Source organism: Photobacterium malacitanum (assembly GCF_900185615.1).
Taxonomy (GTDB): Bacteria; Pseudomonadota; Gammaproteobacteria; order Enterobacterales; family Vibrionaceae; genus Photobacterium; species Photobacterium malacitanum.
In genome coordinates this window covers 383,135-408,833 of sequence record NZ_FYAK01000002.1, presented here as the reverse complement: position 1 = coordinate 408,833, position 25,699 = coordinate 383,135, and the positions used below count along the sequence as shown (strand labels likewise).

The following is a 25,699-nucleotide window of genomic DNA, read 5'->3' as shown; positions in this document are numbered from 1 at the left end:
TCTAGATCACAACAAGTTCACTAATAGATTATTCTAGAATAGTGATTTTTAGGAAATGGATAACCATAATGAATAATGAAATTCGACTACGTGCTTTAGAACAAACAGATTTACGATTCATTCATCAATTAAATAATAACCGTGCCATTATGTCATACTGGTTCGAAGAGCCGTATGAGTCATTTTATGAGCTAGAAGAGCTTTATCGTAAGCATATTCATGACAGTACTGAGCGTCGTTTTATTGCTGAAAACAATGCAAAAGAATCGATTGGTCTGGTTGAGCTCGTTGAGATCAATAGCATTCACCGTAGTGCAGAGTTCCAGATTATTATTGCACCTGATTTTCAAGGTTGTGGTTATGCGCGTGCACTAATTAACCGTGCTTTAAATTATGCCTTTACGATTTTAAACTTGCATAAAGTATATTTACACGTTGCAACTGAAAATGAAAAAGCGATTCATTTATATGAAGAGTGCGGTTTTATTGAAGAAGGTCATTTGGTGAAGGAAATCTTCATTAACGGCCAGTATACTGACGTTAAGCGTATGTATATGTTGCAAGATGAGTATATCGCTAGTCGTAACAAATAATAAAATACCCTGACAGTGCAATATTGTCAGGGTAATAATTTTTTATGCTATTTCATGTGGATATGAAGTGGAGGCATGGCTAGATCGCCAACGAGGGTGCTTTTCCATTATCTTTGAAAAAATAGGATCTTGGTAATGCATTTCTAACCAAGCTTGTAATCGAGGGTAGGGAGCATGGCGAAACCATTGCCGTTCAACATGAGAAAACTGACGAATGAAAGGTAAAATCGCATAGTCAGCAAGGCTTGGGTTATCACACATCAAGAAACGGTGTTTGTTAAGGCGCTGTTCGAGATCATCAAGAAAAGAACGACATAAATTACGATAAATAGCGATATCGGGATTGTGGTAACGGATATCTGCTTTGTAGTGTTCAAGTGCGGCAATATATTTACAGTCATTACGAGCGATAAGGTTGATCATATCTGTAAATAAATGACTATTGTCTGCTAAGAGTATATTTTGAGGATCATGTTGGTTTAGCGCCCAAATCATAATATTCAGACTTTCATCAATATAATCACCATTATTTAATACTAAAAGAGGGACAGTGCCTTTTGATGTTACCGCCATCATTTCGATGGGTTTGTCTTTTAGGGATATATCACGAATTTCCACGTCTTGTTCTGCCAAACGTAAACCTAAACGTGCCCGTATAGCATAAGGGCATTGACGTAAACTATATAATATTGGTTTTGTCATCTGATCCCTCCCAAAAATTCTGTCCTTTAATGATAATTAAGTTTAGTACATATTCTCAATAATAAGATATCGGCTGTGATTTTAATGCGATGGAGAACAAAATAATGCTGTTCTAGATAGTATTGCTATGAGTATATTAGGTAGACAGTTTGATAGATTTTATACTAGAAGATGACTAACCTATGATGACATCAGTTGCAAAACTTGAACATTACCGCTTGCGCCAGCATCAGGCTTTTATGCTGCAACCTATGCCCTCTTTAGATTGTCGTATCAGTGAGTTAAAAAAATTAAAGCAATTGATAATCCAAAATCAGTCACAGATTTGTCAAGCAATAGCCTCTGATTTTGGTTGCCGTTCAGCCACTGAAACAGCACTTCTTGAAATATTTACCTCGTTAGAATCAATTAATGATGCGATTAAGCGTTTGCCAAAATGGATGCAGCCACAGCGTCGACATACTTCGTTATGGTTTAAACCAGCACAGAATAAAGTTATTCCACAGCCGTTAGGTGTTGTCGGTATTATTGTGCCGTGGAATTACCCACTATTTTTGACGATTGCGCCGATGGTAGCAGCATTAGCGGCAGGTAATCGTGTGATGGTGAAAATGTCAGAAAATTCCTCTTCTTTGTGTCAATTATTACAGCAATTGTTTGGTCATGAATTCAGTGACGATCAAATATGCATTATTGCCGAAGAGGGGCAAACAGGTATCGCTTTTTCACAGCTAGCGTTTGATCATCTGATTTTTACGGGCTCTACTACTACAGGTAAAGCTGTTATGGCGGCAGCCGCAACTAATTTAGTACCTGTAACGTTGGAACTTGGTGGTAAATCACCAGTTATCTTGGCCGATGATTATGATCTACATACAGCGTTATCACGTATTCTTGGCGGTAAGGTTTATAACAGTGGTCAAACGTGTGTTGCACCTGATTATTTGCTGATCCCTGAAGATTTAGAAAATGAACTCATCAAACACGCACAATCGATCATGGCACAACGGTTTACCGATATTCAGCATCCTGACTACACCTCAATTATTGATGATGCTGCTTTTATTCGTTTGTGTGATACCGTTAAAGATGCGCAGCAGCAGGGCGCAAAGGTAATTAATTTGATCCCTCATTCAGCTCCCGATCCACAACGACGCAAGTTTCCGTTACAGCTTGTTTGTCAGCCAACAGATGCGATGACAGTAATGCAGCGTGAAATTTTTGGACCATTATTGCCCGTTGTAACTTATAAGAGCCTTCAACAAGCATTGGATTATATTAATGCACGAGAGCGTCCATTAGCGTTGTATTTATTCAGTAATGATAAAGTATTACAACAGCAAGTATTAGATCAAACACGTTCAGGTGGGGTTGCATTGAATGATGTTATGTTACATGTCGCGCAGGATGATTTACCTTTTGGTGGCATAGGTCATAGCGGAATGGGGCATTACCACGGTCGAGAAGGGTTTGAACGTTTATCTAAAATGCGCCCAGTGATGCAGCAAGCCGCGATGAGTTCAACTAAATATCTCTATGCGCCTTACGGAAAAATAGGTAAACGATTAATTAACTTTATTATAAATAGAAAGCTATCTCGATATGAATGATCAAACAACAATGATGTATGTCGGATTTTGGCCGCGTGTATTAGCCAGTTTGGTTGATACTGCAATTGTCGCTTTGATAACAGCGCCGCTTATGTATCTCGTGTATGGTGAAATGTATCCAGCAACCGATAGTTTTGCTGTTGGGCCGATGGATGTAATAATCAATTACTTATTACCGTTTGTTGGGGTGATTTTATTTTGGATTTATAAATCAGCCACACCTGGGAAAATGGTCATTAAAGCGCAGATCGTTGATGCTAATACCGGTAATAAACCCAGTGTGAAACAATCGGTGATACGTTATTTAGGCTATTTTGTGTCAACGATTCCTTTTGGGCTTGGCCTAATGTGGGTTGGATGGGATAAAAGAAAACAGGGCTGGCACGATAAATTGGCCCGCACAGTTGTGGTTAAAGCTTGTAATTAAAAGCTTGTAATAAAAGTACCGCAATAAAAATTATTTGGTTATACAAGAAAGCCCCTGTTGTTTAATTACAGCAGGGGCTTTCTTTATTCTCAAAACAGTAAGAATTACTTCTTAGTGTAAGCTGAGATGATCACCATTTGCACACCGTCAGCACGACCTTGGATGTGAAGTGGGTTATCAGTTAAGCTGATGTTGCGTACTGGCGTACCACGCTTGATAACCATGCTTGAACCTTTAACTGGTAGATCTTTAATGATAGTAACGTTATCACCAGCTTGAAGAATAGCACCGTTTGCATCACGAGTAGGGATTGAAGCTTGCTCTTCTTCAACTAGACCTTTTTCAGCCCACTCTTTCACGTCATCTTCTAAGTACATCATGTCAACTAGGTCCATAGCCCAGTCAGTTTTAGCAGAAAGACGCTTAAGCTGGCGGTAAACCATAACTTGAACAGCAGGAACTTGACTCCACATGGTGTCGTTTAGACAACGCCAATGGTTTTCGTCAGTTGTTTCTGGATTCTCAAGCTGACCACGGCAAGTATCACAAAGTAGTACACAGCAACCCGCGCTCTTGTCTTCAGAAGCAGGAACAGCGTATACCGCTAGATTATTTTCAGAAGAACATAGCTCACATTTTGATTCACTACGCGTTTTTAATGCTTGTTCGATAGTCATGGGAATTGTCCATTGATTTATTGTGCCGATATTATGCCGCTCTATTGTACAGAAGAAAAGCAAACAAGTCCCAGATCACGAAATTTATAGTACAACAGACTGTTTAATATTCAGCTGGCTTCATTCTATTAACTCAATGAAGTAGGTAATGTTTCACATTTAACAATATAGCCACACTGGCATTATTGAAAGAGTAGCAGTTACAGGCATAATTCATTAAGTAATATGTGCAGTAGTTACATCAAAAAATGAAGCCTATCGCAGTGTGTTAGTTTCGAACAGCACTAAAAAAATGATAAGGGTAAACTATTGCCATTATCATTAAATAAAGGAAAAAGGATGTTTCCATATAAATACAGTGGGTTGATGTTAGCGATTATTGCCAGTATGAGTTCGCCGGTATTGGCTACAACTAAAGCTATTTCATCATCAAACACAGTTTCACCTTATGTGATTGGTGGCATTCCTGTTGCTATTGATCCTGCAAATAATTTTATGGCGTCATTGAGAAACAACAAAAACGGTGAGGCTCCTTTTTGTGGCGCAACGATTATCAATGATCAGTGGGTATTAACAGCAGCGCATTGTGTTGTCCAAGGTAGTGGTGACAGTGCATTTGTGGTTCCGCCATCAGATATAACAGTTAGTGCTGGCTTAATTGATAATCGCTATCCTCAAAAAGAACATTTATTTTCAGCAACGCATATCGTTGTACACCCTGACTTTAGTCCTATCGCGGTAATTAAAGAGACAATAGATAATAATCAACTGATCACTGAGGTTGTTAGTACAGCATTAGATAACGATGTTGCTCTAATACGGGTAAATCGTAAGTTTGTTGATTTAGGTAAAGTTACATTAGCAACATTATCGCAATCACAGCAGATTGAACAACGCTTAAAAAGAGAATGGGAAGTGGCTAATTATCCAATTCCTACTGACTATCGTCCTGAAAATATTGAGGTATTAGGCTGGGGAGCAACGGATCCATCAGGAAGTAGCGACTCAGCGTCTGATACTTTGCAACAAGCGATGTTGAGCTTTTTCCCAATCGATCTTTGTTATGAGCGTATTGAGTCTCATGGCAATCCAGGCTTAATTATCGATAACCCAGCTAACGTTACTAAATTATGTGCGTTGCCTCCTGTTGTTATTAAGGATCTTGGTGATGGAGCGATTGTTGGTGCTGATTCGTGTAAAGGTGACAGTGGCGGCCCTATTTTAGCAACCGATAGTGACGGTAAAAAGCGACAGGTAGGTATTGTTAGTGGCGGTACGGCAGGTAATCCTATTTGTGGAGCGATGACACGTCCAGGTTTTTATGCCCGTGTAGGTAATTATACTAATTGGATTGTAGATAACAGCAGTAAAGTGCCGGCAAATTCAATTACGCCACCAGATTTTATTTTAGACAAAGATGATGACCAAGGCGGTGGCAATGAAGAGTGCAATGACAGCCTTTCAGCCAATAATTGCAATATAGGTAAAGATCGTGATGGCGGCGGTAGTTTTGGTTTTATTAGCTTATTAGTGCTTCTTGGTTGTGCGTTTTTTAGACGTTTAAGAGCTTAATTAGCACAAAAGTAGCAATAGCAATACGATCAAACTGATACTAATAGCTAAATTAACAGTGATTAATATGGAAGTCTACTTTATTAGTGGACTTCCATTTTTTTTTGAATATAAACAATAGGATGGTATAAAGTTACTGAATTTATAAGACTTGGCTATGTTATCTTTACTCCTTATTAAATATGGGAATTTAGCACAGGCATATTTATAAAACACAGACTCATTCAATGTATAAGTATCATTTTATTAACAATAAACATCTTTTAAGTGATGAAATAAATTAATAAAGATGTTGATTTATTGAGTAATCATATTTAGAGTTAATGATTTTATTTGTTTATTTTCTTTATAATCAATTGGTTATAGTTAATCTTTTTTATGGGTAAAATTCTCTAAATTGATAAGGTATTGTTTTATTAATTTATCCCCAAAAATGTGTTTATCCACAGAAGCTGTGTATAACTCTGTGGGAAATGCGCTTAAGCTAGATTTGGTGCAGCCTCTGACAAAGTCAACATATAGTTAATTGAAATTTGATAATAACGATAAATTTATTGATTTAGTTCAATGATCAAACAGAAAGCCTATTTTATGTATTTGTGATTAAAATAAAGTTTAATATTTAAAATATAAAACTATAACCAAATCGATATTAAATGCGAAATGTTGAAATAGTGTTGCTAATCGAGCACTGCCATTATTCGGCAGTGAGATAGTCTTTCATTAACGATAAGCCTGTATGTCTTATGGAAATATAGAAGTAAAATAATGTGATCTATGTATTGAAATGGCTGATATTTTTTTATTTTGAGTGCCGAAATAATTATATTTAGCGACTATCCATTATTGATGTAGTTATTGGTAATGGTTTCATTTCTTTAAATAATAGAGCGCGGTATGTCATTTTCAATTGTTCAACGTACCATTGCTGGATTTACGTTAATGCTAGTGCTTATTCTCATTATTGGTGGGGTAAGTTACGGTAATACAGATAGAATCCACAGTCGATTACAGCATGTTACTGAAATATCAACGCCGATGGTGGTTTCCGCCAGCCAATTATTAGCAAGTCTGCGAGAAAATCAGTTAACAGCGATAGATTATCAAACGACAACTAACATTGATTTATTAGCGCTAAAAAAAGTGGATGTTCAAAAAGCAGAGCATCAGTTTCGATTATTAGAACAACAAGCTCAAATTTATGCTACTGATGAGAAAGCACAGGCTCAATTAACAACAGCATTATCGGCAGCAAATACTTTCTTTACCACATCAAATACGACTATAGAACGTTATAATCAATGGTTAGGTGTTAAACGCCAACATCAACGATTAAATCTTGAATTTATTCATTTAGAAGATACTTACCAATCGGCTGCTAATTTACTTATTCAAAGTGCTAGCCATAAACGTTCGTTGCGCAATAGGGCGGAATTGATCACTAGTGGTATTAGTCGTGATTTGAAAAATGTTCGTCGAGCAAATCCTCAAACAGATCTCAAAACATTATCAAAGGTATTGACCAAAGATATTGAAATGGCGAAGCAAGGTATTGCACGTATTGATGTCGCTAAAGATGTAAAAGCACGTTATAGCAAAAATTTAAACCGTGTTTATGAGCTGACACTAGGGGAAAATAGCATGCTCGCGGTGATGGAAAAACAGCATCGCCTAGCTACAGAGCTTGCGGCATTAAATGAAGAGTCAAATCAACAAGTAACAGTCACACAACAAGCATTAACAGCATATATGGAATATGCCCAAGCGAATGCTAAAGCAAGTCAACATGCCGCTGATGACGCTGCAAATCAAGCGACATTGAGTATTATTATTGCTGCTATTATTTCTGCTGTCATTGCATTAGTGGTTGCTGTGACGACCGCAAAAAGCATCCATACGCCTTTGGTAAAGATTAACTCAGTATTAAAAAAAATGACCGCAGGAGATATGACACAGCGGACAAGTTATCAATCACGGTGCGAGTTTGGTGCATTATCACGCTCAATTGATCAATTATCTGCAAGCATGGCCGAAATTTTAACCCAAATTAATGTAGGCTCTGCTCATTTAGTGGAGGAAGCAACAAAAACGGCACTCACTAGCGAAAAAGCCATGAATCGTGTTGAAGATCAAAAGTCACGAACAGATCAAGTGGCTGCAGCCATTTCTGAACTGGAAGTTAGCGCTAAAGAAATTTCACGCTCTTCAGAACAAACGGTTGAAGAAGTGAATGAAGTTAATCAAGCTGCGCAACAAGGACGAGAGTTAGTATTAACCAGCCGTACTATTACCGAGCAACTTGCAGTTGAAATGACAGAAGCGGTTGCTATTACTCAAAAGCTATCTGAATTCTCAAACAATATTGGCAGTATTTTAGGTGTAATTCGTAGTATTGCGGAACAAACTAATCTATTAGCCCTTAATGCTGCAATTGAAGCTGCGCGCGCAGGCGATCAAGGTCGTGGGTTTGCCGTTGTTGCTGATGAAGTAAGAGCCCTTGCCAATCGTACTCAGCAATCAACAGAAGAAATTCAGCAAATGATCACTAATTTGCAGCAAAACGCGTTGCAAGTATCGCAGGTGATGACGCGTTCGCAAACACAAACTGAGCAATGTGTTGAGCAGGCTCGCTCGACAGATATTGCCTTACAAACCATTGCTGAGCGAATGCATCTTATTTTAGATATGGCGATTCAAGTCGCTCATGCAACAGAAGAACAAATTGCTGTGAGTCAAGATGTGTCGGAGCATATCAATGGCATTGCTGCTGTGGCATATAACGCAGAAAGTGAAGCGAGGGAATCTGCACAAAGCAGTGAAGCGTTATCACAACTGGCAACTCAACAACGTCAATTGATTGAACGCTTTAAGGTCTAATTATGCAATTTTTCTCAGTGTCTAAATATGAACGTAACTCATTTAAAAAATTAACAAAAATGGTTTGTTACTCAGTGTTATTTGTGCCTACTTTTGCGATGGCAAATGTACAGCCGATCACTGGAGAAGTCGTGATAGATTCATGGCGTAATGATAATGCCATATGGGATCAAACTATTATTCCAGCGTTTAATAAACATTATCCTAATATTAAAGTTAGTTATCGTTCTCCGGCAGATCCATCGACGTTTAATCAACAGTTAAATAGTGATTTAGCCGAGGGAACGGCGGGTGATTTGATTGCGTGTCGGCCTTTTGATGGTTCATTAACATTATTTAAGCAAGGCCATTTTAGTGATATTACTGAAATGCAAGGCATGGAAAATTTCCCTAGTTTTGCATTAGGGCCCTGGCAAACAGATTCTGGTGCTCAGACATTTTGCTTACCAATGGCATCGGTTATTCATGGTTTTTTTTACAATAAAACCATTTTTTCAGAGCTAAACTTGCAAGTGCCTGCGACTACCGCTGAATTTAAACAGGTACTTGAAAAAATTAAAGCCAGCCAACGTTATGTGCCGTTAGCATTGGGCACCAAAGATAAATGGGAAGCCGCGACAATGGGGTTTCAAAATATTGGACCTAACTATTGGCAAGGCGAAGATGGACGCTTAGGCTTAATCCAAGCGCAACAACGTTTTACTGATACGGCATATCTCAATGTATATCGCGCACTTGCAAGTTGGAGGCCGTATTTAGGCAATAATTATCAACAGCGTAGTTATGCCAATGCTATTGAGTTATTTAAAACAGGTAAAGCAGCTATTTATCCAACAGGATCATGGGATATTTCTACTTTTGCCAATAGCGTTGATTTTGGTGTGTTTGCTCCGCCTGTGGTTAATAAAGGCGATGAATGTTATATCAGTGATCATACTGATTTAGGCATGGGCTTAAATACAGCATCAGAAAATAATGCTGCCGCTACCGTATTTTTAAAATGGATGACCACTGCTGAATTTGCTGAGTTATTAACCAATTACATTCCGGGTTTCTTTTCACTATCTAATCATTTCTTTGATGTTAAGCATCCAATAGCAAATGAAATGATGACATGGCGTAATAGCTGTGATTCAACAATTCGAAATTCAGCGCAAATATTATCACGCGGTACCCCTGATTTTGAACTGCAATTATGGCAAACCAGTGTTGAAGTGTTAAATGGCACCATGACGCCAGAAGAAGCGGTAACGATGATTCAAATGGGATTAAATAGTTGGTATCAACCACAACGAGATGCCAAAACGTTAGCCGAAATGTGTCAGGCAATTACCCCTATAGCGACATCCGTTCAGCCATCAACGAGTACTAATCCTCGTTTGTAGCTAAAACGTATTTAAATGCATCATTAATCAGCATTCTAACCTAAATATTAGCGAGAATGATGAGCTGATTGTGATGCAAGGTTGAATAGGCATATTAAGCATATTACTATGCCGATGTTTTCTTTATGGGTGATAAATTGTGTCAAAGATATTAGTTGTTGATGATGATATTCAGTTGTGTGAGTTACTGACAGAAGTGCTTGAAGATGAAGGCCATGATGTGAGTTGTGTTCATTGTGGTGAATCAGCGATTGAGTATCTACAAAATAAAGGTGTCGATTTAGTTTTACTTGATGTGATGTTGCCAAATCTTGACGGTATGCAAGTTGCACGACGTATTTGCCAACGGTTCGCAACCCCGATCTTAATGTTAACGGCATTAGGTGATGAAGCAACCATGCTCGATGGATTACAGGCTGGGGCAGATCACTTTATTACTAAGCCGTTTAAAGTGCCTGAATTACTGACACGGATCAGTGCGATTTTACGTCGAGTTGGACTTGAGCGACAACGACATCAGATCCGTTCTGGTGCAGAAAACATAGCTGCAGAAATGTCGCGTTTACCATTAACCAGTACTGAAGCTGAATTGCTAGAATATTTAATTAAACATGACGGTATTGTGGTCTCAAAAGCGGAACTACAACAGCAAGTTCTAAAAAAAGAGCTGAGCCCTTTTGACCGTAATTTAGATATGCATATTAGTAATATACGCCGTAAAATCGTGTTAGCAGGAATGTCTAAACTGCATATTAAAACAGTACGAGGACGTGGCTATAGTTACACCGAAAGTGTTAATCAATAATTAAAAGGATCATGGTGTGGAAAGCCTTTCTCAGCGTAAAGCATGGTATAAACCGCATCAACAGCACGGTCTGGTTATGCGGCTTTTTTCGTATTTTACCGTGAGTTTGTTATTAATATTATTACTGCAAAATTTAGCTGAAATCGCCTTAGTTAAAACGCTATTACATGTGCCAAAAAACGTCCAACAAAAAATATTGGTAATGGCAGATGAAGCTCAGCAACTTATTGATAATGGTAATAAACAGCAACTTAGTGAATGGGAAAATAAGCAGCCTTATTATTTGTTTGTATTAGACAAAGATCAGCATGAAATGGGGATGAGAAAAATGCATCCCCATTTTGCGTTTAAACTAAACTATGCGCGTAGTATTAATGCGCTATTGGATTCTCAAGTAAATCAACCTATCTTTGCGATCCCATTAAAAGATGGCAATCAATTAATGGTGCAACTGCCACACCAACTACATCCAGCTAAATATTTTTCATTTTATTTTGGGCTGATTCAAGTTGTGATCGCTGTTTTAATCTTGTTTATGTTTTCATATCTTATTGCTCGATATTTACAACGGCCATTAAATACTTTGCAAGAGGCGAGTCGTAGCCTAGCAAATGGTGATTTTTCTGTCAGGGTCGCCAATACTGTTAAAGATAGTACTGTTGAATTTAAATCTCTTGCGGCTGATTTTGATGAGATGGCAGAACAAATTCAGAGCTTGTCTGAACGGCAACGACGATTAATACGTGATGTGTCACATGAGTTACGCACGCCCTTAGCACGCCATAATTTATCATTACACTTAATGAGAAAGCGAGTAGCACCAGAGTTTCAGCACCTTGTTGATCGTTTAGAGCATGAATCAGAAGAAATGAATCAACTTGTTAATGAAATTCTAGAGTTTAACCAATTACAGAACACCACTGAAAATGTTAATTTGATCCCCATTGATGTTGAGAGTTTATGCTTAACCACAGTGCCTGATATCAAAACATTACTGGGAAAACAGCAAACATTTATCACCGATATTGATAATAATATGCCTCTAGTGATGGCCGATAGCCGTTTAGTTGTTCGCGCTGTAAATAATTTATTAGGCAATGCAATTAAATATGCCGGTGATCATGCTCAAATAAGCTTAGTTTCAAGGCTGGTGGTTATTGATGGTAAGCAATTTGTACAATTGAGTGTTGAAGATGATGGACATGGCATTGCTGAGCAGCATTTAAAGCGTATTTTTGATCCTTTTACACGTATTGAAGGTGCAAGAGATAAGCAATCTGGCGGGTATGGACTGGGTTTAGCTATTGTTAAAGAGGCAATGTTAGTTATGAATGGCAGCGTCCATGCTGAAAATCGCCATCCTCAAGGGTTATCAATTCAGTTATTATTACCAGTAATGAATAATTAATGATAAAACATAAATAGCCATTAGCGGGGATAAATTGTAGATAAGGAATGGTTTTTAGAAAAAATAGATTAAAAGTATCGATATCAATCTATTTTATCGATTTTTTGGTGAGGTATTATTCTGTTTGCTAATGCTTTACTCAAAAATTTTATTAATAAGGATATAATTAGCTGTTTTTTGCTATAAATAAAGTAATACATGTTTATATATGACATTGATTTAAATCAACTTAATTGTTGTTATTGTGATTTAGCTATTTGAATTATGCTGTAAGCGTATATATTGCGCGCGGAAGTTTTCAAAAGAGTTAATATCATGATTAATAAGAAATATATAAAAAGAGCAATTGTGAGTGCAATCGCATTAGGTATTGTTGGTTATAGTGCAATTGTTTATACCGTACATAAAGAAGACGTTGCCTTAGCCAATAAACGTTTAGCAGCATTACCGCTACGTAATATCGACGACCTTTCAGCACAAGCAATGCGCTTATTAGCTGAAAAAGGTTGTGCAGATTGTCATACGCGCAATAGCCCATTGCCATTTTATGCCCAAGTAGCAGGTGTAAAACAAACCATGCAAGGTGATATTGATAAGGCTAATCAATCATTTGAACTCGCACCTGTAGAGCAGGCTGTTATACATCACCAAGCGGTTAGCCAAGTTGCTTTGGCAAAATTAGAGTATGTTATTACTAATAATTCAATGCCAATCCCTAAATATTTAGCTATCCATTGGCCATCGGCATACCTTAATAATGATGATCGACAGTTACTATTAGATTGGATCCGTCATCAACGCCAGCAATATTATCCAAACCCAACAGCCGCACCACAATTTAAGAATTTGGCTATTCAACCAATTCATACCGTTTTCAAAACTGATCCTGCGAAAGTTGCTCTTGGTTTATCGCTGTATAATAACATTCACTTATCTGCAAATAATAAGTATGCATGTTCAAGTTGCCACTCTATCCATACAGGCGGTACCGATAACTTACCGACTAGTTTAGGCATTAATAACCTTGATGATCCAATGAATGCACCGACAGTATATGACTCTGCATTTAATATGAGCCAATTCTGGAATGGCCGTGCGGCGGATTTAGCGGCTCAAGCAGCAGGGCCTATTTTCAATCCTGTTGAAATGGGTTCAAAAAATTGGACTAATATCATTGCTAAACTTAAACAAGATCCGCAATTAGTTAAGCTATTTGATAACGCCTACAAAGATGGCATAACAGGTGCAAATATTACTAATGCAATTGCTGAATATGAAAAAACACTGATCACCCCAAATAGTCGTTTTGACCAATATTTAGAAGGTAATTTAAGTGCACTTACACCTGAAGAAATTGAAGGCTTTAAGTTATTCTTAAAAACAGGCTGTCAAACATGCCATGTAGGCCAAAGTATGGGTGGGCAGTCATATGAGAAAATGGGGGTTTACAGCAGCTTCTTTGATGATATTAAAGGTAAACACCTTGAAGGCGATAAAGGCCGCTATTTAGTGACGCATGATAAAAAAGACATGCATTACTTTAAAGTGCCAAATTTACGTAATATTGCTATTACAGGGCCTTATTTCTCTGGTGGTCGTGCAGCAACCTTATCAGAAGCGGTGAATGCAATGGCAAAATACCAATGTAATACGGATTTTACGCCAAAAGAAACCAAGGCGATGGTTGCTTATCTAAAAACACTGACAGGTCAGTATCAGGGTAAAACATTAACCAACCCGAATTGTCATGATATAAATGGCCAACAAGTGTGTAATAGCGCGAAAGATCAAGTTTGGAAGCAAGTAACCGGGCGTAAACTACCAACTGAACAAGCAGATTAAATTTTATTGTTATAACGTAGTAAGCGCTGAAAATTAGCGTTATTGCAGCCATACTTTTCGTGTGAAAGTATGGCTGCCTATACTTACTATGTGCATGTTATCGGTTAGGGCTGCTTTTCTAAATCGATGACTTTACAACGTATTGCTAAAGTATTAATTGCAGCTGCTGAAGATAAACTACGAATAAAATCAAGCGCTTTTGCTAAATCTTCTGTATCAATCTTTAGATTATTATCAATACGACCATCATTGGTCATGTCTGTATTTACCACGCTAGGGCATAAGCAACAGACTTTCACACCAAATGGTAGCAGTTCATGATAGAGCGATTGAGTATAACTAACGATGGCTGATTTTGTTGCAGAATAAGCGGCAATTTTAGGAACAGGCTCTAATCCTGCGGTTGAACCTAAATTATATATTTCGCCAGAACCTTGCTGTTTCATCTTATTAGCAACTAAATTGCAAGCCGTTATTGTTGAAAGTAAATTAATGTTTATTAACTCAGACAGCTCACATAAAGAGAGGTGAGTACCTCCAGCCTTTAATATTCCGGCACTATTAACCATCACATCAATTTTTTCATGAGAAGAAATTATCGACGTAATAACGGTTTCAACATCATTGGGATGATTAAAATCGACATTTACTGCTTCTATGTTACATGATGAATATTGTTGAGTTAGTTCTGATTGTATTTTCTGAAGGTTTTCTTTATGTAAAGATAATAAAATTAATGAGTAGCCTTGCTGCGCAAAATAATGTGCAATAGTTCTACCTATACCTCTGCTTGCTCCAGTAATTAAGGCGACCTTAGACATAATAACTCCATTATAATATTTCCAGTAATAGTCTCTGACATTATCATTAATTTATACGTTATAAAAGTGGACGATATTTACTTCCAAATACAAGTATAAAATAGTGTGTAGTGATATATTTTTATTACTGATTATTCGTTTTATAGAACTGACTAATATAATTATTTGGTTATGAAGTTTTCACTTAAATATAAGCGGTTAATTAGTATTAAAGTGTTACATTATGATAGCTTTTTTCAACGTGATAATACGTATATAATAGCCATTTAAAGGCATGTTTTACTTAAAAGGGATTGATTATGTTATGGTTTTTAATGGTTACATTACCATTGGTGCTAGCGGGTATTCATAAGTTACTATTGTTATTAGATGTGTATCCGCGTAATAACAGCGTGTTTATTATTCCGATTATCATTATTTGTTACTGTATTTTTGCTGTTAGCTCAGCGTTTGATCGTGATGCATTACCTGCGGTATTAATTGCTATCTATTATATTGTGTTAACTGTGATTACACTAAAGGCTACCATACGTCGATAAAATAGAGATATTATCCAGTCAATGTTCGATTCGTTAAATAGTGAATATTAATAAAATGAAAAAACCGTACCCAGCTAAAACGATTCAAAATGTAATTAACAGTGCTATCTATCATTTGAATTTACGAGATCATAGTGAACATGAACTGCGCAAAAAACTAGAAGCAAAAACAGAGCAGCAAGATTGGATAGAAACTGTATTACAACAAATGAAAGATTTTGGTTATTTAAAAGATGATCTTCCATTTGCACTGCATTTTAGTGATAGAGCATTTTCAAATGAATACGGACAGCAATACATCAAACAAAAACTGAAAACCAAAGGTATTCCAGAAAACATCATTGAACAAGCCTTAGCTGAGATCATCGATAAAAATCAGGTATCAGAACTTGCGATAATAACCCGTCGCCTAAGTAACTATGAGGATTTTAGCCAAACGACGCAAGAAAAAGTAACCAACGATCTTACTAAGCGTGGATTTAGTTTTCAGGACATTTCATTTGCAATTTCAGAACACGCCGCCGCAGATACATTATTAAGTAAAGCTAAAATCAAAGGCATGAATGCAGATTTAGAAACAGAAGTGTTGAAGTTAGTACGTAAGCTCAAAGGCAAAACAGTGATCAAGCAAGAGCTTAAAATAAAGCATGTTGATATTACTCATCTTGAGCAAGTACTCTACGATTTAGAGGAGGCAGGTGAGGTCGATTTTTATGAAAATTGTCAATTAGTACTGGCTAAAAAACGGTTTGATCTATCTGACTTTAAAGATAAAAGTAAAGCCTATGCTTACTTGTCTTCAAAAGGGTATAGTTCTGATGAAATAAAAGAAGCAATAGCTGCAGCCAGTAACTAAAGCTAGCTGTGCGGCAGTGAACATGTAGACATCTGTGCGACCACCAAACAAAGACAGAACACCCATAAATTTCATCCAATGGTTGTTCTGTGATTACATCAAGCCTAACCCCGTCATTCCCTACAGTGAATGCCCGCGAGGGCGATAGGGAATCTACTAACAGCGCGCTGAAATATCAAAGTGAAGATATGGCTCTCCAATGCTGGTGCGGCAGTGAACTTCGAACCATGAGTTTATCTCTACATAAGGTTTTTTCTAAGCTACCTGTGCGGCAGTGAACATGTAGACATCTGTGCGACCACCAAACAAAGACAGAACACCCATAAATTTCATCCAATGGTTGTTCTGTGATTACATCAAGCCTAACCCCGTCATTCCCTACAGTGAATGCCCGCGAGGGCGATAGGGAATCTACTAACAGCTCGCTGAAATATCAAAGTGAAGATATGGCTCTCCAATGCTGGTGCGGCAGTGAACGTCTGACCCCTAGCGAAGCTAGGAAGTGGTCATTTCTAAGCTGCCTGTGCGGCAGTGAACTGAAGCACGATTAGTATAAGTTATTGCTTATAAAAGCCAAACAGTAAATTCCCATCAAAAACCCTTTTTTTACCGATATTTTAAGTTGTTGTTTTATATGGGTGGGATGGTTAGCAAATAAAAAGGGTATTTGTGATTACGCTTTTGCTAATAAGAAATATCGTATATGCAACAATGATCAATTATTTAAATAATAACAAAGGGTATCATTCAAATAAATGATTAATAAGTTATAGGTAGTACTAGTCATGGATGACTTCTCACCATCTGATTTAAAAGCAATTCTTCATTCTAAACGAGCCAATATTTACTACTTAGAATATTGCCGAATAATGCAAAAAGATGGGCGAGTTCTTTATTTGACAGAGGCAAAAAAAGAAAATCACTATTTTAATATTCCTATTGCAAATACGACCGTTATCCTTTTAGGAACTGGTACGTCGATTACTCAAGCTGCTATACGAATGTTATCTCAAGCTGGTGTATTAATTGGCTTCTGTGGCGGTGGCGGTACACCGTTATATATGGCTTGTGAAATAGAATGGTTTACTCCTCAAAGCGAATATAGGCCGACAGAATATTTACATGGCTGGCTAAAATTTTGGTTCGATGATATTAAACGTTTAGAGGCTGGTAAGCTATTTCAACAAGCACGAATTCAATATTTACAGCGGGTTTGGCAGAAAGATCGTGAACTAAAAATAGAGGGCTTTGACTTTAATGATGAGTCTATTCAGTCGGCATTAGAGACATTTTCGACAAGAACCACTAACGCGACTAAGCAATCTGAACTGCTGCTTACCGAGGCGCAACTCACAAAAGTGCTTTATAAACATGCCGCCAATGCTACCCAACTAAAAGATTTTACACGTCAACATCAATCAACGAATAAAGCTAATGACTTTCTTAATCATGGTAATTATTTAGCTTATGGTTTAGCTGCCAGTTGTTTATGGGTATTGGGCATTCCACATGGATTTGCAGTAATGCATGGTAAAACGCGCCGTGGTGCGCTGGTATTTGATGTGGCAGATCTTATTAAAGATGCCATTGTTTTACCTTGGGCGTTTATTTGTACTAAAGAAAATATGAATCAACAAGAATTTAGACAGCAAGTGCTAAATACTTTTACTGATCATAAAGCTCTCGATTTTATGTTTGATACTGTGAAAAACATAGCGTTACAAGATTATAATGAAACCCAAATAGAGAAACAAAACTTATGATGGTGACCTTTGTTTCTCAATGTGAAAAAAATTCACTCAAAAAAACGCGTCGTGTTCTTGATGCTTTTGCTAATCGTATTGGTAATAACACTTGGCAAACCTTAATTACTGAAGATGGCTTATTAACGGTAAAAAAGATGCTGAGGCAAACAGCCAGTAAAAATACAGCAGTAAGTTGTCATTGGATTAGGAGTCGTGCGCATAGTCAATTTTTATGGGTGGTTGGTAATAAATCAAAATTTAATAGTGGTGGTGTAGTACCAGTTAATATAACGGAAAAAGAGGTTTTTATGGATGTAATAACAGATAAACCGAAAACAGGTGTACTCTACGCGAACACTAAGTTGCAACCATTAGCTGAACATTTATTTGCAGTTGGATTTTTTGCAGAGAAATTACATGAGAGGTTATTTCCTGATAGCCTACAAATTTCAATAGTTAACTTTATTGCAGGTTGTCTACATGACCTGGGGAAAATAGATCCACTATTCCAATCATGGGTTACAAATCCCAAAAAGAAAGACTATATAGCTGATGATGGTCACCACATTGATGACGCAAAATTTAGTTTTGAAAAACATCCAAGGCATAATGAAATTTCATTATTGTTATACCATATATTAGATAACGTAGAGTTAAAGGCAATAAATCCATCAAATAAACGTTCAATTAAACATGCTGTATATTGGCATCATTCAAAGCCGTTCCGTAAAGATAAAAATAGTTTCACAACGTATAAAGATATTTATAAAAAGCTCCTTGTAAATCAAAAGAATATTCAATTAAAAGAACTTATTGAACAGGTTCAGCCATTATTAAAACAAATAGTAGGAATTGATAAGAAATATAGAGAGAAAGATAAAACATATATTGATCAAATTATTCAAATAAAAGATTTTAATGATATAGAGAGCAGTCTTCTTGAAGCACCAATTCTGCCCACTTACAAAGAATATGAATTAGAAGAGTCAGTCATTGATAATAATAAAAATGTAAGGAAAAATGCACTCAATAATATTGTTCGTGCTTGTGTGATCACTGCAGATAGGTTGATATCAGGATTAAGTGCGACAGAACTTCATGAAGCGATCATAAATCGTAAACTTGATGAAAAAGTTGATGCATTATTTAAAGTTGAAACAAGCTTATGCTCACAAATTGAAAGCTGTATTAGTTCATTTCTCCCCAACAGTGAACGCAGTGTTAAGCAAAGTGAAATCGCACAACAGCTTACAAATGTAGATGATGTAGCTGTTTTAGCTGGGGCCGCTGGGTGTGGTAAAACTAAAATTGCTTTGGAATGGGCAAAATTAAAAAATGCGAAGCAAATTATTTGGATATGTCCACGTGTACAAGTCTGCCAAGGTTTATTTTATGAACTGACTTCTGAGCAATATTTGCCAAACGCCACGATAGAAATTAATACGGGAGAATTTAAGTTTCATAATCAATGGGAAAATAAAATACCAGAAGATAATAATTTTTCTGGTGACATTATTATCACCACTATAGATCAAATTCTTGGTTCAGTGATTAGTCATACTAAAGCTAATACATTAATCGATTTTTTAAATGTCCATGTTGTATTTGACGAATTTCATGAATATGTGAATATGCCTGCTATTAACTTACTTTTTGCTGAGTTAGTCGCCGCTAAAAGAATGCAGCAACAGCAAGCTAATACCTTGTTAGTTTCAGCGACGCCACATTATGTTTTTGTAGAAGATTTATTGGGAATTGATCAAGAAGATATTATTGTAATGCCTTCATTTAACCAAAGTCAGTATCAACTTAACTTTACAGTTTTTGATGATAGTCAGTTGGATGAAGCTAACCCATTATTTTTACCACAAACAGATAGCACCTTTGTTATTAGCAATATGGCGTTAACGGCACAAAATAGTTTTATTGCTAATCAGCACAATGAAAATGCAGTTTTGTTTCATTCAAAGTTTACTAATAGTGATAAAGGAAGATTGTTTACGGAGGTATATGAGTCTTATAAACGAGGTGGTACTCGTAGATATGATGTATTGCGAAGTGGGCCAATTGTACAAGCATCTTTAAATATAACTTGTGATCATATGGTGGCAGAAATCACCAGTGCTGAAGATTGTTTGCAGCGTTTAGGGCGTTTAGATCGCTTTGGTGAAAATGAGAGTGTAAATATTTATATCTTAGCTGTGCCTAAGTCGATTGAACAAGCAAAAGGGAACAGTCCGGCATCGAGATTTTTATCCAAAATGTATGTATTAAGTTCAGTTCGTGCTTGGTATCAATACTTAGTCAATGGTCTTGGTGATAAGGTTTTTACCTTACCGGAAATATACCAGCTTTATTGTCAATTTCATCGTTCAGAAAGGACGAGGCATTGTATCGAAAGTGATTTAGTTGCAGTTCTAAAGGAAAGCGTTAAAAGAATAGACGCAAAAGTAATTGATCCCATTGTCGTAATGCCAAAGAAAAATAAAGGAAAAAAACGCAATAAAATTAGCAAAGGTTCTTTAAGAGGGGATAATCGATTCGTGCAATTAGCTTTGGTCGATTTAACTAATCCAGAGCAGATTAAATTTTTAGAACAATATGCTTATACAATACCGCTAGATGATGAATCGAGTATTGATAATTTAACTTATTCCACGAATGCCATTCGAGGATATGGTCAAAGTGATAAAGATTTGCTTGCACATATGTTTAAAAAACATCACAACATTATGGGCGGAATCAAATCTTACAATGATAATGCAGTTTTAAATGAAGCTCGAAATCCAGAATCACCCATCTATTTAAGTTATACCAGCAACGACTTACTTCAAGTTGGCGGTGAGAGTGCGAGGCACGCTCATGCTATCTATTATGGGATCTGCGATAAACAAGCTATTGGTGCAATTTCAATACAGCAAATAAATAAAACAATTAACGAGGAATAAAACATGGAAAAAGTAACAGGTATTAAAAGTGTTGATTTTAAAATTAAAGCACTAGGTCATGGTGTGGTTAATTGGAATGGACCAACAACACTTACAGGCGATAATGGTAAAACAGTTGATAACCATACGTTACCTAAATTAAGGGGCTATTCAAACTTAACAGGTAGAGTAAAAGATGAAACTGGTTATAAATATAAAAAACAAGCAACAGATATCGATTTTAAAAAAACACCCTTATATATCAGTCAAAACTGTATTCGCCACCATTTATTTAAAGAACAAGCTTTTGATTTGCACTACGCAGCAGATAAAAATTTAGAGAAAGTATTAGCTTCTATAACTGGCCTTATTCGTGGATATGTGGTTCCGTCAAGCCAATGTAAAAGAACTAGTCCATTATTGATTGAAGATTTCGTTGATCAACTAGGAAATGGTAATTTTGAGCAGTTTGGTCAAGCTGGTGAACGCGATAGTTCATCCTTCTTCTCTAAAACGACGTTCGGTGACACTGAGTATATTTCTTATGGTTCAATCAGCATTGAGCAACTTCAATTTATTTCTCTTGATAAGAAATTTGATCGCGCTTCAATGGTTATTACAGAGGGTCAAGGTGAGAAGGTTGCTGCCGTCGTGCAAAACTTTATTCAATCGCTCAATCCTGCTCTAAAACCGAAAGCATCATTTCATAATAACTATGTTCGTAAAGGTACAATTTTTGAAGAAGGTGAGTGCGGTATCGTATTAGATAATGATGCAGTACAAGCATTAGTCGAATATACATTATCACGAATTGCAGATTTAAGTATTCGCCAAGCTAAAGGCTATATGTATGTTGATGAACTGACTGTTGATTATAATGACAGCCATAAAATGATGCGGATTAAACGTGATGAATCAGAAATAGTAACGCAACCACAAACTCAATATGCCCAGTACTTTTACGCAAAGTAGGAGGCTAAATGAAAATTACGATTGCATATGATTCATGTTGGCGTAATTCCTTTTTAGGCGGCTCAAATAGTGAGCCATTGCCTAAGAAAGGAAGAGAATTCTTAGGTTCGATGACTAATCTAAAGAAAGACGGCAATTTTAAAACTTGTGACATTGCGTTAGATACTGTAATGGGACTATTAAACCGATTAATTGGTGACCAACGTAAACTCTATCAAGCTCGCAGTAAAACATTTGCTGCGGGGTATTATTTTGAAGATTTAGAAAATAAAGTCAGTTTTATTGATAAGGCACAACTTACTAATGAAATAACGTATATTCGTAATATGAATGGTAGTACTGATCAAAATTCGTATACCGGTATGATAAAAATATCTGACTCTATGTTCACTTCTGATTATTCACCTGAATTTTGGGGAGTACTTAATTTAGAATTTACTGAGCTATGCTGTTTTATCATCCATGGCGCTAAGGTAAAAACTGATATTCAGTTAGATCCTTTAAATATTATTAGTCGTCTCGAATTGTTAAATAAAGATAAAGCGGTTGAGAACGAAGGATATGTACTCAATGCAATAAACATATTAAATAAAGAATTTCCAGATATTAAATATGAAAATAATAAAGGATTGATAACTCCCATTAGCCTTTACTGTTCAGCTTTATATTTACAGTTAAGCCGGCTAAGTGAGAATTATGATTTATCGAGTGCAAAAACAAAAGCTGGTGGCATTAGTGGAATATCAAAAAAGGGATTTACTAAAAAAGATTTTATGGGACGATTCACAACAGGCCCTAAGAAATTAATATGGGGTAATCCTTATATCAAAAAACAAAAGATAAAAGGGCAAGGTGAAGTAACCTCAATGATGACGAAAGCAAGCGGCCAGTTAGAAATTACTATTGATGTTGATCGCATTAAAGGGCAAGAAATAAAAACACTAATAGAGAATGCAGGTGTTTCTAGTTTTTACCTTGGGAAAAAAGGTCTAGCTTATGTTGCAAGTATTCGTGTGTAGGAGTGAGAATGGATTCGTATATTGATATTCAGTTAAAGCCTAATGCTGAAATGAGAGAAACAGAGCTTAGTTGCAAAGTATTTACTAAGTTCCATAAAGCATTAGTGAAGTTAAACACTAATCAAATAGGGATTAGTTTTCCTCAGGCACATGTAAAACTAGGTCGATTATTTCGAATACATGGTGAGGCTAGCTTATTAAATGATCTTGAAGGGTTAGCGTGGTTAGAATCGTTGAGCGGTTGTTGTCGAGTCGGGGCTGTGATTGCAGTGCCAGAACAAGTTCAATACAGAAATATTTCAACTAAAAAAAGCAATATGAGTAATGCAAAACTAAGACGATTGATCAAAAGAGGCAATCTTGATCAAGATGGTATTAAACGTTACAAAGTAAAAATGCTGAGCCAAGGTTTTGAGCAGCCCTATCTTGATTTGTTCAGTAGTTCAACGGGTCAAATATACCGTAAATTTTTTGATTTTAGTGATTTGATGAATGAGCCCGTAGAAGGCGTATTTGATTCTTATGGCTTGAGTAAAACAGCCACCGTTCCATGGTTTTAACCAATAAAAATAGCTCTTTAAAAAATCAATTTAAATACAATAGGTTAGATGAAGTGTAATAAATATTGGTAAAAATTCAATTATTATCTTAATTGTTTGTTGTAACTTGATTTTTGATTTATATTTTATTGTTCACTGCCGCACAGGCAGCTTAGAAATAATTCTTTATCCCAGTCTATTTTTGATGACTGTTCACTGCCGCACAGGCAGCTTAGAAAATTAGAAATAGCATTATCAACAGTTGTAAAATGTTCACTGCCGCACAGGCAGCTTAGAAAAGATTCAGCAACGCCCATTTCAGCGTTAATTTGTTCACTGCCGCACAGGCAGCTTAGAAATGCTTTGCGCGCTGGTCGTTGCGTTGTCACTAGTTCACTGCCGCACAGGCAGCTTAGAAAATTCACTTTAACGGTCAGATCTGCGCACGCGAGTTCACTGCCGCACAGGCAGCTTAGAAAAGATATAATCGGTAATAATGCAATAGCCATAAGTTCACTGCCGCACAGGCAGCTTAGAAAGGACTCGGATTGAGCTTGAATAGCATACGCCGGTTCACTGCCGCACAGGCAGCTTAGAAAAACATAAAAAGGAGGTGGAAAGTGAGATACACGTTCACTGCCGCACAGGCAGCTTAGAAAAGATTGTCAGTATATCCCCGACCCTGACGCGGGTTCACTGCCGCACAGGCAGCTTAGAAATTGACGGGTGAAGTAATCAGCAAAAACGAAACGTTCACTGCCGCACAGGCAGCTTAGAAATATTTCTATCAATGCATTGCCAAGTACTATTTGTTCACTGCCGCACAGGCAGAATGATTGTTATTGGCATACTATAAAATATAACTTTACGCTCAAATTGTTATTTTAATTAGAAAAGCCAAACTAAACACGATGCAATTATGTTTTGCTGGTATAGATACGTTATATTTTTAGTGGAAGACATTCCGTTGATAAGTCATATTATTCATATTGTTAAGAACTTTTCTGTTAACCATTGAAGGTTAAAGCCTTGATGTCTATCATGCGTTTACAAAGGATTTGTAGCTGTTTGGGATGAAATTTTGGACAAAGAAAAATTTAACAAGGTTGCTAATCATATTTTTAAAGCAGAAGCTGTAAAAGCTGCTGTTTATGATGTGATTACTCAGAGCATGACAGCATATAGAGCAGAGATTGTTCATGGTGTAACCCCTAATACTTTGAATCGCTATGTTAAGAAATTTAATCTTGAATTAGATTATTTACAAAGTATGGGTTTAAAAAAATAATATATTAAAGTCCAGTGCTAGCTGGACTTTCTTAGAAAATAGAATAGTGCAGTGTTAATTATTTTTATTTTCAAAAGCAATCCAAGCCGCTTCTAATGCAACAAGCCCTCGCTCTATTTCTACACGATCCTTTTTTAGAATAATTAATTGCCTCACTTGGTTTTGTAGCATAAAAATATGCTGGCGCTCATCATTTATAAAGTAACGTCTTAATTCTTTAGCCTGAACCATATACCAGATATCCAGTGAAGTTTATGGATAAAATGGTACATTTATTGTGGGTATTCTCAAGTGATAGATGATGCAGTTGTAAGTAAGTTGTCTTATACGTATCAATTGTGAAACAACTTTATTGATAATGTAAATGACAATTAAAACAATAAATTATAGCTGATTTTATTAATTTCAAACGAGGAACGAAAGAAGTACCCGCTATTAATTAATAGTAATAACGGGTAGGGGATATTTAACGAATAACGTTTTTGAAGTGCTTCTTACGTGTAAATAAAAAGTCAACATCGGGCGGGAAGTCTTTATTTTTTTTAGCATGTGTCATCATGTCAAAGACTTTAAATTCCGCTAATACAGCAAATGGGTACGCTTCAAACTCACCTTCACTATTAGCTTGTAAAGTTGGATCGTAATATTTACCGTCTTTAAAAATAATCGCTTGGTCAATGATAGTTGCTTCATTACAGCGATAACCTAAAACATAGCGATCACCACGGCAATAAATCACATTCATATAGCTGTTATAGAATGTTTCATCTTCTGTAGTGGTACAGGCTGCTAATGCCTCTGGCTCCATTGCCTCTACTGTGACAATGCGAACTTTCTCTGCAATAAAATTGCGTTCTTCTAGTTGTTGACGAATAGCTTCAAGACTTAATTGGGTCACTTTAAATACCGCAGAAATCAATAAAAACACCAGAATTATACGCCCGTTTGAAGCGAAAGTCTTTGAAAAAAACAGTATTGAGTACGGAATAATTGTTTTGGAGTATAAGTAAATGTCAATAAAACGAGCGTTTATTAATGGTTTTGTTAATTGACAAAAAATTTACGAATGCAAAGAATGTAAATTTAACTGCAAAT

Annotated in this window: 22 protein-coding genes and 1 CRISPR repeat array; of the genes, 17 read left to right on the top strand and 5 right to left on the bottom strand. The window is 36.5% G+C overall.

The features are described from left to right. Window positions 1-68 precede the first annotated feature (68 nt). Window positions 69-593 (top strand): spermidine N1-acetyltransferase, encoded by a 525-nt coding sequence (gene speG / locus PMAL9190_RS07090; protein ID WP_087844533.1) that lies wholly within the window; start codon window positions 69-71, stop codon window positions 591-593. 42 nt (window positions 594-635) lie between these two features. Here speG and PMAL9190_RS07085 read toward each other — a convergent pair whose 3' ends face one another. After that, window positions 636-1,295 (bottom strand): glutathione S-transferase, encoded by a 660-nt coding sequence (locus tag PMAL9190_RS07085; RefSeq protein ID WP_087844532.1) that lies wholly within the window; start codon window positions 1,293-1,295, stop codon window positions 636-638. Window positions 1,296-1,477: 182 nt separating this feature from the next. Here PMAL9190_RS07085 and PMAL9190_RS07080 point away from each other — a divergent pair, with 182 nt between their 5' ends. Next, window positions 1,478-2,905 (top strand): coniferyl aldehyde dehydrogenase, encoded by a 1,428-nt coding sequence (locus PMAL9190_RS07080; RefSeq protein WP_235004313.1) that lies wholly within the window; start codon window positions 1,478-1,480, stop codon window positions 2,903-2,905. Beyond that, a complete protein-coding gene (locus tag PMAL9190_RS07075) occupies window positions 2,898-3,332 on the top strand; it encodes an RDD family protein (RefSeq protein ID WP_087844531.1) in 435 nt (144 codons plus the stop codon). The genes PMAL9190_RS07080 and PMAL9190_RS07075 overlap by 8 nt, the downstream gene beginning before the upstream one ends. A 104-nt stretch (window positions 3,333-3,436) precedes the next feature. Here PMAL9190_RS07075 and PMAL9190_RS07070 read toward each other — a convergent pair whose 3' ends face one another. Then, window positions 3,437-4,009: a PhnA domain-containing protein gene (locus PMAL9190_RS07070; protein ID WP_087844530.1), complete on the bottom strand. Its 573-nt coding sequence runs from the start codon at window positions 4,007-4,009 to the stop codon at window positions 3,437-3,439. Between the two features lie 339 nt (window positions 4,010-4,348). Here PMAL9190_RS07070 and PMAL9190_RS07065 point away from each other — a divergent pair, with 339 nt between their 5' ends. The 6 genes from PMAL9190_RS07065 to PMAL9190_RS07040 all read left to right on the top strand — a co-directional run bounded on the left by PMAL9190_RS07065 (window position 4,349) and on the right by PMAL9190_RS07040 (window position 13,898). Further along, the gene (locus PMAL9190_RS07065; RefSeq protein ID WP_087844529.1) at window positions 4,349-5,581 is read left to right on the top strand and encodes a trypsin-like serine protease; all 1,233 of its coding nucleotides are present in this window, start codon (window positions 4,349-4,351) and stop codon (window positions 5,579-5,581) included. Window positions 5,582-6,478: 897 nt separating this feature from the next. Next, entirely contained in the window at window positions 6,479-8,458 is a 1,980-nt protein-coding gene (locus PMAL9190_RS07060; protein ID WP_087844528.1) for a HAMP domain-containing methyl-accepting chemotaxis protein, read from the top strand. Between the two features lie 59 nt (window positions 8,459-8,517). After that, complete coding sequence (locus tag PMAL9190_RS07055) at window positions 8,518-9,843, top strand: ABC transporter substrate-binding protein (protein ID WP_087844945.1); 1,326 nt, start codon at window positions 8,518-8,520, stop codon at window positions 9,841-9,843. A 139-nt stretch (window positions 9,844-9,982) separates the two neighbouring features. Continuing rightward, window positions 9,983-10,648, top strand: coding sequence for a response regulator transcription factor (locus PMAL9190_RS07050; protein WP_087844527.1), 666 nt, complete (start codon window positions 9,983-9,985; stop codon window positions 10,646-10,648). A 76-nt stretch (window positions 10,649-10,724) separates the two neighbouring features. Further along, the gene (locus PMAL9190_RS07045) at window positions 10,725-12,056 is read left to right on the top strand and encodes a sensor histidine kinase (protein ID WP_087844944.1); all 1,332 of its coding nucleotides are present in this window, start codon (window positions 10,725-10,727) and stop codon (window positions 12,054-12,056) included. 315 nt (window positions 12,057-12,371) lie between these two features. After that, on the top strand, window positions 12,372-13,898 hold the full coding sequence (locus tag PMAL9190_RS07040; protein ID WP_087844526.1) for a cytochrome c peroxidase: 1,527 nt from the start codon (window positions 12,372-12,374) through the stop codon (window positions 13,896-13,898). A gap of 104 nt (window positions 13,899-14,002) precedes the next feature. Here the strand turns inward: PMAL9190_RS07040 and PMAL9190_RS07035 are convergent, their stop codons facing one another. Beyond that, on the bottom strand, window positions 14,003-14,719 hold the full coding sequence (locus PMAL9190_RS07035) for an SDR family NAD(P)-dependent oxidoreductase (protein ID WP_087844525.1): 717 nt from the start codon (window positions 14,717-14,719) through the stop codon (window positions 14,003-14,005). 299 nt (window positions 14,720-15,018) lie between these two features. On the opposite strand from PMAL9190_RS07035, the gene PMAL9190_RS07030 reads away from it, so the two are divergent. The 8 genes from PMAL9190_RS07030 to PMAL9190_RS06995 all read left to right on the top strand — a co-directional run bounded on the left by PMAL9190_RS07030 (window position 15,019) and on the right by PMAL9190_RS06995 (window position 24,604). Then, a complete protein-coding gene (locus tag PMAL9190_RS07030) occupies window positions 15,019-15,258 on the top strand; it encodes a hypothetical protein (RefSeq protein ID WP_065166807.1) in 240 nt (79 codons plus the stop codon). Window positions 15,259-15,313: 55 nt separating this feature from the next. Further along, window positions 15,314-16,114 (top strand): RecX family transcriptional regulator, encoded by an 801-nt coding sequence (locus tag PMAL9190_RS07025; protein WP_087844943.1) that lies wholly within the window; start codon window positions 15,314-15,316, stop codon window positions 16,112-16,114. Between the two features lie 785 nt (window positions 16,115-16,899). After that, window positions 16,900-17,877, top strand: a complete 978-nt coding sequence (gene cas1f, locus PMAL9190_RS07020; RefSeq protein ID WP_087844524.1) for a type I-F CRISPR-associated endonuclease Cas1f — start codon at window positions 16,900-16,902, stop codon at window positions 17,875-17,877. Beyond that, window positions 17,874-20,807, top strand: a complete 2,934-nt coding sequence (locus PMAL9190_RS07015) for a CRISPR-associated endonuclease Cas3'' (protein WP_087844523.1) — start codon at window positions 17,874-17,876, stop codon at window positions 20,805-20,807. Before cas1f ends, PMAL9190_RS07015 begins: the two co-directional genes overlap by 4 nt. Window positions 20,808-20,810: 3 nt before the next feature. Next, window positions 20,811-21,758, top strand: coding sequence for a type I-Fv CRISPR-associated protein Cas7fv (cas7fv, locus tag PMAL9190_RS07010; protein ID WP_065166810.1), 948 nt, complete (start codon window positions 20,811-20,813; stop codon window positions 21,756-21,758). Window positions 21,759-21,766: 8 nt separating this feature from the next. Beyond that, complete coding sequence (cas5fv, locus tag PMAL9190_RS07005) at window positions 21,767-22,777, top strand: type I-Fv CRISPR-associated protein Cas5fv (protein ID WP_087844522.1); 1,011 nt, start codon at window positions 21,767-21,769, stop codon at window positions 22,775-22,777. Window positions 22,778-22,785: 8 nt separating this feature from the next. Beyond that, a complete protein-coding gene (gene cas6f / locus PMAL9190_RS07000) occupies window positions 22,786-23,337 on the top strand; it encodes a type I-F CRISPR-associated endoribonuclease Cas6/Csy4 (RefSeq protein WP_087844521.1) in 552 nt (183 codons plus the stop codon). A 130-nt stretch (window positions 23,338-23,467) separates the two neighbouring features. Then, window positions 23,468-24,095: a CRISPR direct-repeat array (repeat unit 28 nt; unit sequence GTTCACTGCCGCACAGGCAGCTTAGAAA). A 302-nt stretch (window positions 24,096-24,397) separates the two neighbouring features. Then, window positions 24,398-24,604, top strand: coding sequence for a hypothetical protein (locus tag PMAL9190_RS06995; RefSeq protein ID WP_087844520.1), 207 nt, complete (start codon window positions 24,398-24,400; stop codon window positions 24,602-24,604). A 54-nt stretch (window positions 24,605-24,658) separates the two neighbouring features. On the opposite strand, the gene PMAL9190_RS20200 is transcribed toward PMAL9190_RS06995, so the two are convergent. Together PMAL9190_RS20200 and PMAL9190_RS06990 are read right to left on the bottom strand one after the other, a co-directional pair. Continuing rightward, window positions 24,659-24,835 (bottom strand): hypothetical protein, encoded by a 177-nt coding sequence (locus PMAL9190_RS20200; RefSeq protein WP_159458368.1) that lies wholly within the window; start codon window positions 24,833-24,835, stop codon window positions 24,659-24,661. A gap of 235 nt (window positions 24,836-25,070) precedes the next feature. After that, window positions 25,071-25,532 (bottom strand): hypothetical protein, encoded by a 462-nt coding sequence (locus PMAL9190_RS06990; protein ID WP_235004312.1) that lies wholly within the window; start codon window positions 25,530-25,532, stop codon window positions 25,071-25,073. Window positions 25,533-25,699: the final 167 nt, after the last annotated feature.